Origin of the sequence: Algibacter sp., assembly GCF_029245835.1 — a bacterium.
Classification (GTDB): Bacteria; Bacteroidota; Bacteroidia; order Flavobacteriales; family Flavobacteriaceae; genus Algibacter_B.
The window spans coordinates 1-12,447 of sequence record NZ_JAQWOO010000074.1; the positions used below are offsets into that span (position 1 = coordinate 1).

General features: G+C 32.0%; 13 protein-coding genes. 4 read left to right on the top strand and 9 right to left on the bottom strand.

Annotation, left to right across the window (positions count from 1 at the left end; genetic code table 11):
• The first annotated feature begins 143 nt into the window (after positions 1–143).
• A complete protein-coding gene (locus P8K68_RS11995) occupies positions 144–695 on the top strand; it encodes an NAD(P)-binding domain-containing protein (RefSeq protein WP_300251261.1) in 552 nt (183 codons plus the stop codon).
• 95 nt (positions 696–790) lie between these two features.
• Here P8K68_RS11995 and P8K68_RS12000 read toward each other — a convergent pair whose 3' ends face one another.
• From P8K68_RS12000 to P8K68_RS12010, 3 genes are all read right to left on the bottom strand, one after another.
• Positions 791–2,383 carry a S41 family peptidase gene (locus tag P8K68_RS12000; protein WP_300251263.1) on the bottom strand — a complete coding sequence of 531 codons (1,593 nt, stop codon included), beginning with the start codon at positions 2,381–2,383 and terminating at the stop codon, positions 791–793.
• Complete coding sequence (locus tag P8K68_RS12005) at positions 2,383–2,814, bottom strand: dCMP deaminase family protein (RefSeq protein WP_300251265.1); 432 nt, start codon at positions 2,812–2,814, stop codon at positions 2,383–2,385. Before P8K68_RS12005 ends, P8K68_RS12000 begins: the two co-directional genes overlap by 1 nt.
• A gap of 319 nt (positions 2,815–3,133) precedes the next feature.
• Complete coding sequence (locus P8K68_RS12010; RefSeq protein WP_300251267.1) at positions 3,134–3,724, bottom strand: HupE/UreJ family protein; 591 nt, start codon at positions 3,722–3,724, stop codon at positions 3,134–3,136.
• 160 nt (positions 3,725–3,884) lie between these two features.
• Here P8K68_RS12010 and P8K68_RS12015 point away from each other — a divergent pair, with 160 nt between their 5' ends.
• On the top strand, positions 3,885–4,403 hold the full coding sequence (locus P8K68_RS12015) for a hypothetical protein (protein WP_300251270.1): 519 nt from the start codon (positions 3,885–3,887) through the stop codon (positions 4,401–4,403).
• A 62-nt stretch (positions 4,404–4,465) separates the two neighbouring features.
• Here P8K68_RS12015 and P8K68_RS12020 read toward each other — a convergent pair whose 3' ends face one another.
• Entirely contained in the window at positions 4,466–5,179 is a 714-nt protein-coding gene (locus P8K68_RS12020; protein WP_300251273.1) for a hypothetical protein, read from the bottom strand.
• Between the two features lie 206 nt (positions 5,180–5,385).
• On the opposite strand from P8K68_RS12020, the gene P8K68_RS12025 reads away from it, so the two are divergent.
• Complete coding sequence (locus P8K68_RS12025; protein WP_300251276.1) at positions 5,386–5,853, top strand: CBS domain-containing protein; 468 nt, start codon at positions 5,386–5,388, stop codon at positions 5,851–5,853.
• An 87-nt stretch (positions 5,854–5,940) separates the two neighbouring features.
• On the opposite strand, the gene P8K68_RS12030 is transcribed toward P8K68_RS12025, so the two are convergent.
• Together P8K68_RS12030 and P8K68_RS12035 are read right to left on the bottom strand one after the other, a co-directional pair.
• The gene (locus P8K68_RS12030) at positions 5,941–6,633 is read right to left on the bottom strand and encodes a hypothetical protein (RefSeq protein WP_300251279.1); all 693 of its coding nucleotides are present in this window, start codon (positions 6,631–6,633) and stop codon (positions 5,941–5,943) included.
• A 70-nt stretch (positions 6,634–6,703) separates the two neighbouring features.
• Positions 6,704–7,051: a hypothetical protein gene (locus tag P8K68_RS12035; protein WP_300251281.1), complete on the bottom strand. Its 348-nt coding sequence runs from the start codon at positions 7,049–7,051 to the stop codon at positions 6,704–6,706.
• 222 nt (positions 7,052–7,273) lie between these two features.
• On the opposite strand from P8K68_RS12035, the gene ssb reads away from it, so the two are divergent.
• Complete coding sequence (gene ssb, locus P8K68_RS12040; protein ID WP_300251284.1) at positions 7,274–7,606, top strand: single-stranded DNA-binding protein; 333 nt, start codon at positions 7,274–7,276, stop codon at positions 7,604–7,606.
• A gap of 56 nt (positions 7,607–7,662) precedes the next feature.
• On the opposite strand, the gene nadB is transcribed toward ssb, so the two are convergent.
• The 3 genes from nadB to P8K68_RS12055 all read right to left on the bottom strand — a co-directional run bounded on the left by nadB (position 7,663) and on the right by P8K68_RS12055 (position 12,177).
• Entirely contained in the window at positions 7,663–9,219 is a 1,557-nt protein-coding gene (gene nadB / locus P8K68_RS12045) for an L-aspartate oxidase (RefSeq protein ID WP_300251287.1), read from the bottom strand.
• Position 9,220: 1 nt separating this feature from the next.
• Positions 9,221–10,147, bottom strand: coding sequence for a quinolinate synthase NadA (gene nadA, locus P8K68_RS12050; RefSeq protein WP_300251290.1), 927 nt, complete (start codon positions 10,145–10,147; stop codon positions 9,221–9,223).
• 221 nt (positions 10,148–10,368) lie between these two features.
• Positions 10,369–12,177 carry a hypothetical protein gene (locus P8K68_RS12055; protein ID WP_300251293.1) on the bottom strand — a complete coding sequence of 603 codons (1,809 nt, stop codon included), beginning with the start codon at positions 12,175–12,177 and terminating at the stop codon, positions 10,369–10,371.
• Positions 12,178–12,447: the final 270 nt, after the last annotated feature.

Below are 12,447 nucleotides of genomic sequence, written 5' to 3' on the forward strand. Positions count from 1 at the left end.
AAAGCACTAAAAAATGGATAATGCCTGTTAGAAATTGGGGAATTATACTCAACCAATTTTTAGCTATATTTGAAAACAGGATTAAACTATAAATAATTTAACCCTGAAATTTTGAACTTACACACTTTTTAGGATAGTGTCCATTGGTTTTAGGTTCTGCCAAACCAAAAACATTTGCCGCAAACAAATCCATTGGTATTATTATGCATCAAAAAACATCGCATTTACAAACTGCTTTATTTAATAATGTTTTAGGATTACCTCCAGGAACTACTGGAACTTCTATTTTGGAAAGTGGTAAAGCACAACTTTCAAACCTTTATCCGCATGTTGAGCAAATTGAAAAAGAAAAAGTTTGTGAAATATCTAAATCGAGTGACGGGTTTAAAATTACAACCAACAAAAACACCTATGCTTCTAAAATTGTTGTTATAGCAATTGGCTACACCAATTTAATGACTATTAAGGGGATTGAAAAGTATATTGAACCTCACCCAAGAGCAGCTATTGAAAAAAATCGTATTTGGTTAAAAAATACCGACCATTTAATTGAAGAGAACCTATATGTTGCTGGTACTTTAGCAGGATGGCGCAGTCAATTTGCTATGGCTTCTGGAAGTGGCGCGCATGTGGCTACTGATATTTTAACACTTTGCAATGGCGGGAAGCATGTCAAGGTGCATGATAAGGTTTAATTATCGGCTGAAGTTGCTAAGATTATGAATGTATTTGATGAGAGACTGAAACAACCTTTGACTACCCTCTAGGTGATATCTTCAATATACCAATATTACTCACCACCATTACTCAACTTAATAACCTCATCAATCATAATATCGCGTTGGTTATAAACTTCTTCAAAAGCGCCCGCTCCAAAAAGTTGATCGGCAAGTGTGGCTTTAATATATTGTTTTACCTCTTCGTGGTAGGCCACAAAAGTAACTTTAGATTCTGTTCTTAGATTCAAGTAATCTTGAAAAGCAAACACTAAATCACTACCTACTTCAAAAGCATCTATAAAATCTTGTCTTGTAGCACCATCATAAAGGTGTCGGTCTTTTTCAAGCTCTTCAAATACGAAATTCCCAAAAAACCCGCGACGTAGTAAAAAGGACAATGTTTCGTTTTGCATGCTATTATCAATAGGCACAAAAACATCAGGAATAATACCACCACCACCGTAAACAATTTTTCCTTTGGGTGTGGTGAATTTTAAAGAATCATCTACTTTTATCTTTTCAGGGTCTAGAAGTTCTCCGCTATCTAATCTATCAAAATACTCATCGTAATAGTCTTTATTTCCATTAATATACGGACGCTGAATAGAGCGACCCGTTGGCGTATAATAACGAGATACGGTTAAGCGCACTGCACTACCATCTCCTAAATCCATTTCGCGTTGTACAAGTCCTTTCCCGTAAGAGCGTCTTCCAACAATAGTGCCTTTATCATTGTCTTGCAATGCTCCTGCAATAATTTCGCTTGCTGATGCGGAGTTTTCATCAATTAGCACATATACTTTGCCGTCTTCAAAATCACCTTTGCTAGTAGCAAAGCTTTCCTCAATATCGCCTCGCTTATTTTTAGTAAATAAAATAAGGGTATTATCCTCTAAAAATTCATCTGCAATTTGTTCAGCAATACCTAAAAAACCCCCTGGGTTGTCTCTTAAATCCAAGGCCATTTCGGTAGCCCCTAAAGCCTCAAGTTTTTCAATGCCAGCTTTAAATTCTTTATAAGTAGATTCGGCAAAACGATTTATCTTTATGTAGCCTAAATTTTCCGTTAGCATATAAACGGCATCTACACTTTTAATAGGAATTTTTCCGCGCTTAACTGTAAAATCTAAAAGCTCTGGTTCGCCTCTTCTATAAACTTTTAGCTTAACTTTAGAGTGCATTGGTCCTTTTAGCTTTTTAACCAAATCCCCATCTTTTAAATTATCACCAAAAAGCGAATCGCCATCAGCCATAATAATCCTATCACCACCCATAATACCCGCTTTTGCACTGGGTCCGTTTTCAATAGCACGAATAACGGCAATGGTATCTTTATAAGTATAAAAACTAACACCAATCCCTACAAAATCACCTTTCATTTCTTCAGCAACACGTGCCATATCAGACTTAGGAATGTACACAGAATGTGGGTCTAGATTATCCAATATTCCATTTACAGTCACATCAACAATACTGTCTGTGTCAATATCATCAACATAATCATATTCAATGTAATCTATAAGCCTGTTGAGTTTATCTTTTTTGCTATTGGTAGAAAACAAACGATCTGAAGAGTCTGAAAAATCTAACTTTCCACCAATAAAAATGCCCGCTGCAATGGCAACGCCTAAAACAAGTGGTAAATATTTTTTTTGATATGGCATTATGCTTTTAAATCTTCAATATGTTCTAATTCGATACCGGCTTTTTCTAAAAATTTTAATCCAGAATTATCCTTATAGGCGTTATTATACACCACTTTTACTACACCAGCCTGATGGATTAATTTACTACATTCCTTACAGGGCGACATGGTTATATAAAGTGTTGCACCTTTACAGGATTGTGTAGATGCTGCTACTTTTAAAATAGCATTGGCCTCGGCATGCAACACATACCATTTTGTATAGCCTTCATCATCTTCACAAAAATTCTCAAAACCTGAGGGTGTACCATTGTATCCGTCTGAGATTATCATTCTATCCTTCACAATAATAGCGCCCACTTGCCTACGATTACAGTACGACAATCTCCCCCACTCTTGCGCAATTCTCAAATAAGCCTTATCGTACTTAAGCTGTTTGTTTTTAGACATTAATTTTTTATTTGGGCGTTACCTTTTACTTATACCTGCCAGGTTTTTAAAACCTTGCAGGATCGCAAAAGGTCAGGCTTTCCGTTTCAATCTTTTGCTATAAAGCAAAAGGATTTTCTCTGCAATCCTTAACGCGAGTCCATATAACGAATATAGTTAGTTAGTATTTTAATTACAACGCAAAGTTCGTTAAAGTTTTACGAAAGTTTGTTGAGGAAACGGTTTTGCGTTAGGGATTGAACGGTCTGTTTGAGCTCCCCGACCTTGGAGGGAGCGAGTAGTGAAAGCCCGACCCTTGTGGTAACGCCCAAATTAAATTTTAAGCTAAAAAGTCGCTATTTAAAATCATAGGAATTACCAAACCTACTACTATGGCCGAAATAACCATAATCCAATCGCGTTTTGTAAACCTGAAAATAGTTTGCACCACATAACTTAAAAACAGAACAATAAATACAATTATAACTTGAGCTAATTCGATACCTAAAGCAAATTCTATAAGTAAAACTAACTTGTTATCTGTATCACCCAATAGCATTTGAAACTCGCGTGCAAAACCTAAACCATGTATTAAACCAAAAAATAATGTAGATAGAAATAGTACGCCTATTTTTTCGCGTTGTGCGCCTTTACCGGAAGTAAATACATTAAAAAGTGCGACAACTAAAATGGTGATAGGAATTAAAAACTCAACCACTGTAGCATTAACAGCTACTACATGGTAAGCTGCTAAAACTAAGGACAAGGTATGCCCAAGTGTAAACACAGAAACAAGTAGTAACACGCGTTTCCAATTTTTAAAAACGTAAGGAACGGTTAAAACGATAAGGAATAAAACATGATCGTAGGCATTAATATCAAGTACATGATTGATGCCATACTCTACGTTAAACCAAAAATTTTCTAGCATAATAATTAGGATTTAGGGGTTATCAAATATACGATTATTGAGATAACTGCAATAGCAATAACGATGTAATCTCTTCTACTAGAAACGAATTTTAGCCGTTATTTTGAAGTTCATTTGGTATTTAATCTATATTTGTAATATTGATATTAAATGAAACCTAATGCGTGTTAAAATCGGAGTTATTTTAAGTTTTCTAGTGTTAATTTCAGCTTGTAAAAAAGCTCAAGAAGCCCCTTTAGAAAACCAAATGGAGCAAGATAAAAGTCAAGAAATAACAGAACTAGAAATATCTAAGCTAAATTATGTTGAATATATTTTAGACTCTAAAACCAAAGAAACGGTTCAAGATTGGAGTGAATATCAACAATTAGCAGATGTTATTAGCAATATTAAAAAAGCAGATTTAGTTTTTTTTAATGATAATGAAAAAGCCATTAAATTACTTTTAAAAGAGCTAAAACAAAACATTCCTAAAACTTTAAATTCAGAATCGATTCTTTCTAGGCTTTTGGTTTTAGAAACTAAATTGCTTAAGCTGGAGAGTTTATCAAATTTATCTACTACAAGTAAAGAAGAACTTCTTATCAATATAAAAGAATTCTTTATTGCTTTTTCAAACTTAAATTTTCAAATGAACAAAAAAATAGAGTTTGATAGTCAAGCGATTGAAAAACCGTAATTAACACAATAAAAAAAGTAGCTCTAAATTTAGAACCACTTTTTTTATAATTTTATTTTTAATTATTGTTTTGGTTGAGCTGCAGCTTGCTGTAAGGTCTGCTTTTGCCTTAATAATTCTTTTTTAGTAATGTTAATTAAACTAAAATTAGGCGCTTCTTTTAAAGCAGCATCTAAAATATCAACAGCAGCATCAATATTCGCTTTTTTATCTTTACTAAAAGTAGATATCGCATTTAAGTACATAAAACTAGATTTTAATGACACCTCATAAGGTGTTTGGGTTTCGTAGTATGCTTTTTTATCTTCTGGTTTAGAATTTTCCAAACCAAATGCAATATGCTTATCAGCTTCTACTAAATTTTGAATTTGCAAGTAAATTTCAGCCAATTCATAAGCTACTAATAGGTTTTTTTCTCTTTTAAAAAGCTCTTCAAAATGCTCCACAGCAAGCTTTGGTTGTTTAACAGATTTTAAAGAAACTGCCTTTACCTCAACAGCAATATCAGAATCTGTAGCGTTTTGTTTTATCCCAATAGTATTAAGCGCCTGCATATATTTGTTTTCGCTCATATATATATAAGCCAACGTGTCTTTTCTAGCTTCTGATGGTGATAATAAATTTAAATGCGTCATAGCATTAATAACCCCTTGTGTATCACCTTGAGATTTCATTTGTGCGTAATACGCCTCGTAATGTTTTAATAACTCCGAGTTAGTTTGTGCTCCCACCATAAAACTTGTCATCAATAAAACCAATCCAAATAATTTTTTCATTTTTAATCTAATTTATTTTTAGTGCGCTAAAACTAAAAAAAATTAACATTTAAACTCTTAAAAGAATGCTAATTATTACTAATTAAAATTTAAATTAGAGGTATTCGTAAGATATGTTGTGCTTTCCAAGCTTTAAACAATTACTTTTTTAGGAAAAATCAAAAAAAATAAGTATATTTAAGATTATTAAAAATTTAAATATTATTATGGGAATAAAGAGTTTTCAAGGAGCGAGAAGGCAACAGTCAGCAAATACTGATATACCATCATTAACGGTAAGCGATTATATGACCACAAGTTTAATAACGTTTACTCGTGACCAATCTATTGAAAGCGTCATGCAGTCTTTGATTAAAAACAGAATTTCTGGCGGACCAGTTGTAAATGAAAATAATGAACTTATCGGAATTATTTCTGAAGGCGATTGTATAAAACAAATAAGTGAAAGTAGATACTATAACATGCCAATGCAGGATCAAACTATTGAAAAGCACATGGTAAGTAATGTAGAAACTATAGATGGTAATATGAATATTTTTGATGCTGCTAGCAAGTTTTTGCAATCAAAACGCAGACGTTTTCCTATTCTTGAAAACGGGAAATTAGTAGGGCAAATAAGTCAAAAAGATGTGCTTAAAGCGGCTATGCAAATGAAAGGGCAGAATTGGAAATAAACCTTTTTAATGCTTTCAAAAGAATAAAAAAAATAGTGTTATCAGTATATATAAAGCTTCTGGTTTCTAATTAACCATAAGCTTTTTTTAAACCCGACCGTGTTTTGTCTTTAATACAGCAGGACTATCTGTTATTAAAAGTTTGTCTTTTCCTTTTGCGGTAATAGAAGCTATACTAGAATAATTATAATCTTTTAGCTGGTTTTCTAACTTTATATAATTAACATAACCAGCAACAGTAATACGTTCTCCAACTTCTACAATAGCTTCTTTGTATCGTAGTTGTTTATTAAAGCCAAACAAATTATCCGTTTTAATATTATAACCCTTTAAAAGTTCTGCAAATTCTGGTGTGAGTTCTTTAAACAAACCTGAACTTGTTTTTTTATCCGTTACTAAATAATCGTAATAATTTTTTGGTGTTTTGGTTGGAAGCACAAGCACACGCTCTCCCATTTGCTCAATAAAAAAATCTTGAATATATTCTTCGCTAACAATTGTTTTCCAATGCGAATTTTTACCAGAACTCACTTTTTTTTGAATCTGCATTTTATAAAACACGCATTTACGCTTGCTTAAAGACGCAATTAATGGCGCTTCAATATTTAAAGCCTTACCTTCTATTTTAGAATAGGTTTTTGTTTTTAAACTACCTACACGCTGTTGTGGCAAATTTTTAAGTCGTCTTAAAATAATTGTTTTTGGGCTATAGTAATAAATTAAACAAGCGATTAACGAAAAAGCACTAATAGCAATAACAACAATAATTGGTGTGCTCATTTTTTAAATTTGAAATGATTAGTTGGTATACATAATAAGTATCTCAGCATGCAAAAAAGTTACAGCAATATTACTCCCTTTTTACAAGCGCATAAAAATCATTCTCTAAAGGCAAATACCCTTGATCGTAAACGAAATAATAAATAGTTCCTGCTTTAGTAGTATAAATACTTGTGAAATAATTAAAATCAAAACCATTTTGAATAAGTTTTGTTCTTGTAGTTTTAGTTTTTTGATTAGGGTTTAAAGTTTCTAAAATTCTCCAATTCTTTCTTAATCGATTATTAATATTCCTAATCAGGTTTTTAGAATCTTTATTAATAGTATTGTTATAAGCGTTTCTACAATAATCACTACAGAATTTTTTATCACTTCTTCCTAATAATTTATCACCACATTCTAAACAAACTTTATTCATAATTACTAATTTTTATAAATATATACAATTTATTTTAAAAAAATTATAATTATACTATTCAATTATATTAATGATTTAAAACGATTTAAACGACTACAATTATTTACAAACGAACACAAACGTTTACTAACCGATTAAAAACTTTCAAGTATAACATCTTTGCAGTGTCGAAACATAAGAACTCGATAGTATTAACTGTTTAACGATTAAAAATTTAAAATTATGAACACACTTAGAAACAAAGTACAGTTGATTGGTAACTTAGGAAACGATCCTGAAATCATCAATCTTGAATCAGGAAAAACTTTAGCAAAATTTAATATTGCTACTAATGAAAGCTACACCAATAATAAAGGTGAAAAAATTACAGATACACAATGGCACAACATTATTGCTTGGGGAAAGACTGCTCAGATTATTGAAAAGTATGTAACTAAAGGAAAAGAGATTGCTATTGAGGGCAAATTAACATCTAGAAGTTATGATGATAAAGATGGTAACAAACGTTATATCACAGAAATTGTATGTGGTGAATTATTAATGCTTGGAAAATAAACACCTGTTTTTGCCCAAAGAAAGACTTAGAAGAGATTCTCTAAAAAGAGTCTCTTCTATTTTTTTGTGTTATCAATATTAAAATACCCGCCTTTATTTTCAGTTCTATCTAAAGATTGTCTAATAATTAAATGCGCTACATTTATCATATTTCGTAATTCACAAAGCGACGTGGTTATTTTAGATTCTCGATACAAATCTTCAACTTCCTCATAAATCAAATCTAAATGTTTAATAGCTCTTTTTAAACGTTTATTACTTCTTACAATACCAACATAATCTCGCATTAAAGCTTGTAATTGTTTTAAATTATGTTTTATTAAAATATGTTCTTCTGGTATAATAGTGCCTTCATCATTCCAATCTGGAATATTAACCTTTATAGATTCAGGCTCTTTCTTAGAATGAAGTTTATAAATATTATGGGCATATACCAAAGCTTCTAATAAAGAATTTGAAGCCAATCTATTTGCACCATGCAGCCCGGTTCTAGAACATTCTCCACAAGCAAATAAATTATTAATAGTGGTCGCTCCGTTGTTATTCACTTTAATGCCTCCGCATAAATAATGTGATGCTGGCACAACAGGAATCCAGTCTGTTTTAATATCTATATGATGCTCTAAACATTTCTTATAAATATTAGGAAAATGATTTATAAAGCTATCCATATCTAAATGGGTGCAATCTAGATAAACATGCGATTCTCCAGATTTTTTTAGTTCGCTATCAATACTTTGCGACACAATATCTCTTGAAGCAAGTTCAGCACGCTCATCATAATCTGGCATAAACCGATACCCCTTTTTATTTCTTAGGTAGGCACCAAAACCTCTAACGGCTTCAGAAATCAAAAAAGAAGATTCGCCTTTGGCTTCGTATAAAGCTGTTGGGTGAAATTGCACAAATTCCATATCCTCAATTCTAGCTTTAGCCCTGTATGCCATTGCAATACCATCACCAGTAGCAATTACGGGGTTTGTAGTGTGTCCATAAACACAACCTATACCGCCAGAGGCCAACAATGTACTATTGGCTTTTATAGTGAAAATACGTCCAGACTTTTGATTAAAAACATACGCTCCATAACAAGATAATTCCTCTGAATCCGCATATTTAAAATGATGATTTGTTACTAAATCTATTGCAAAATGGTGGGGTAAAATTGAAATATTAGGTAATTGATGTGCCTTAGTTAATAAAGCGCGTTCTATTTCGTAGCCTGTAATATCTTTATGGTGTACAATGCGGTATTCAGAATGCCCTCCTTCTTTACCTAAATCAAATTTCCCTGTATCATTCAGGTCAAAATTGGCGCCCCAAAGGAGTAACTCTTCTAAACGGTCTGGACCTTCTTTAACAACCATTTCTACAACATCTTCATCACAAAGGCCATCGCCAGCAATTAAAGTGTCTTTTATATGTTTTTTAAAGGAGTCTTCTTCTTTATTTGAAACAATAGCAACACCTCCTTGCGCATATTTAGTATTAGATTCGTCTTCATTGGCTTTAGTTACAATAACAACCGTTCTGTCAGGAAACTTTTCAGCTATTTTTACTGAAAATGTTAGACCTGCAACACCCGAACCTATTACCAAATAATCTGTAGTCATATTATTTTGAAAGCTCTAGCATGCGTTCTATGGGCAACAATGCACGTTCAATTATAGCTGGATTAACTTCAATTTGCGGAGACTCATTAAGCATACAATCGTATAGTTTTTGAAGGGTATTCATTTTCATGAAATGGCATTCGCTACACGCACAAGTATTATCTTCTTTTGCAGGCGCTGGAACCAATTCCGTATTAGGCATTTCTTGCTTCATCTTATGCAAAATACCTGCCTCGGTTGCTACAATAAACTTTTGGTCTTGATGTTCTTTTACATAATTTATCATGCCTGATGTAGAACCAATATATGTTGCCGTATCTAAAATATGAGTTTCAGATTCTGGGTGGGCAATAATTTTATAATCCGGATATTTTTTATGAAGCTCTATGAGTTTGTCCATTGAAAACGCTTCGTGTACAATACAGCTACCATCCCAAAGCAGCATATCTCTACCTGTTTCATTTATAATATATTGTCCTAGATTTCTATCTGGAGCAAAAATAATTGGCGTTTCTTTTGGAATAGAATTTACAATTTTTAATGCATTTGATGAGGTACAAACAATATCACTCAAGGCCTTAATTTCCGCAGAACAGTTTACATAAGTAATCACCACATGGTTTGGGTGTGCTTTGGTAAATTTCTCGAAATCTTCTGGTGGACAAGAATCTGCCAATGAACATCCTGCCTTTAAATCTGGTAATACCACCGTTTTTTCTGGACTTAAAATTTTAGCCGTTTCCGCCATAAAATGAACACCTGCAAATACAATCATATCTGCATCAGTTTCTGCCGCTTTTTGAGAGAGTCCTAAACTATCTCCTACGTAATCTGCTATATCTTGTATCTCGCCTACTTGATAATAATGCGCTAAAATAATAGCATTCTTTTCTTTTTTTAAGCGATTAATTTCTTTTACTAAATCCATTTTAATCTTTTAAGAATAATTGCAAAATAGTTAATAACTACTATTTCTTATTACTAAAGTTACAAATATCTTAATTAAAAGCTTTAATAAAATATGAATTCCTAAAAAAAAATAATGGAATATCGAACCTACAGTTTTTTTATAAAATCATTAAATTTTCATTAAACAAAGGCTTCAATAATTCATAAAACTAAAACTCGTTTTTAGTTATTTATTATATTTTAAGATATAACCGTTAAATTTTGAATTTCTAATTGAATCCTATTCAAAGTTTTCTCACTCTTTTCTAACTCTTTTAAAACTGTAGTTTTAATACCTTCAAAACTATGCTTAACCTCCTTAAATAAATTTTGATAATACACAATTCCAGCTTTCATATTACTAGTAAATGTATGTAGATATTTTTCATCTTTCCTATTCATTGAAGTCTTAGCATCATCTAACTTATCCTTAAGATAGTCAATGTAAATATGAAGCTCTTTAATAAATAAATTAGGACGATCTGGACGAGACACCATATTACTTCTGCCATAAATATGATCTGTAATATTTTCAAGACTCATCACTTTAGAATAGTATGCCATATTAGGTCCAGGACAAACGGAAACACCATCGCCCTCAACTTTGGTATCTAAATTATATTTTAATAAAGCAGAGGTACCAAGCCCAACGCAAGTACAAGATTTTTCAGTAATTTTATTAAGCTCTTTTTGGTATATATCTGGATTTAAGCCCATACCATCTAAGGCTTTAATCTTGTTGTATTGATACTCTCTTGATGCTGTACAAATACCTTTTTCTTTAAATTCCTTATTTAAAGCAACAAACTTTTTAGGGCAAGAACTACCGGGTCTGTCTTTATTAATCAGTGCCTGCTTTTCAATATCTTTTGTATTATCCCTTAAATTATTAAAAGGAATTCCTAATGGTGAAATATTACTGAGGTACAAATCTTTTTCCTCAGCTTTAGCTAATTTCGCTAGGGTATTATCATCAACTGTAGTGGCCTCTGGAACTAATAAAAAAGGACTGCCCCAACCTATTGAATCTAGGTTGTAATGGTCTAATAAAAAATTATGCTCTTCTTGGGTTCCAACACCGCCTTGAGCGCTAATTTCTATAGATAGCGGTTGTTTAGGAATACTTTTATTTTGGCTTAAAAGCGCTTTAGAAAACACACTATGAATAGTTTCAATAAGGGCACCTCGCTTTTCATTAAATTCTGCTAAAACAGGCCCTAACAAATATCCCTCAGTTGCAAATGCATGTCCCCCACAATTCAGTCCGGATTCTATTCTATATTCTGAAACCCAAAGGCCTTTTTTAGCTAAAAATCGTCCTTGAATAAGTGCAGATCTATAATCACTAACTTTTAAAATAATTCGTTTTTTTATGTTTCCATTTTCGTCTGGATAAAAATCATCAAACTGAGACATATAACTGAATAATCTAGGGTTCATACCAGCAGAAAGTACAACTGAAGAATGTAATTTACTTTCTGCAAAACCACGAAGTGCTGCATGAGCATCATTATATTCAACATCTAATTTCTCGTCTTTTTTATAGTTATCCTTATCAACTTTAGTCATGATATTAACATCAATGGCACCCATAACCAGATTATTTGATGCCCATTTTTTTATTTCAGTAAAATCAACGCCTTTTGAAGTTAACTTTTTAAAATCAGCTTTAAGGTTTGAATTATCGGGAAGCATATTAATATACGCTAGCAATTCATCTCCTTTTTTAGAAGTCGCCGTTTTTAAAGTTTCAAACTTGTTTTCAGCTAAATCGCTTATTAAATTCAGATAAGAGGTTATTCTTTTTGCTCTAAAATCATCAATCTTTTCAGAAATTTCTTGATAAGGTATTTCAAATTTTTCACTGTACATCTTTCTTAACTTCTCCAATAAAATATCATCTACTAAAGATATTACTGAATCCATACCGTACTGCGCCACTTTTAAAGGCGTATCTATTGTAAAACCAATTCCCATTACAGGAATGTGAAACGAATGTGCTTTTTTCATATTGTAAATATTAATCGACAAAGGTAGAGTGAGGTTAAAGAAGATTACATGATTTATATCATGTAATTAACTATCATGAATGCATGATAAACGCATTTGGAGTGTTTTAAAAAAGAAGAAAATATTAAAAAAATTAAGGTATCCAAGCTATTTTTTTTAATTATTCACAATCATAATTCATCAAAGAACAGAAATTGATAAAACTTTAAAAAGACTATGTGTTTCGTTTAAGCTTCACTACTTTTATGGTTAATTTTTTCAACAGAAGAT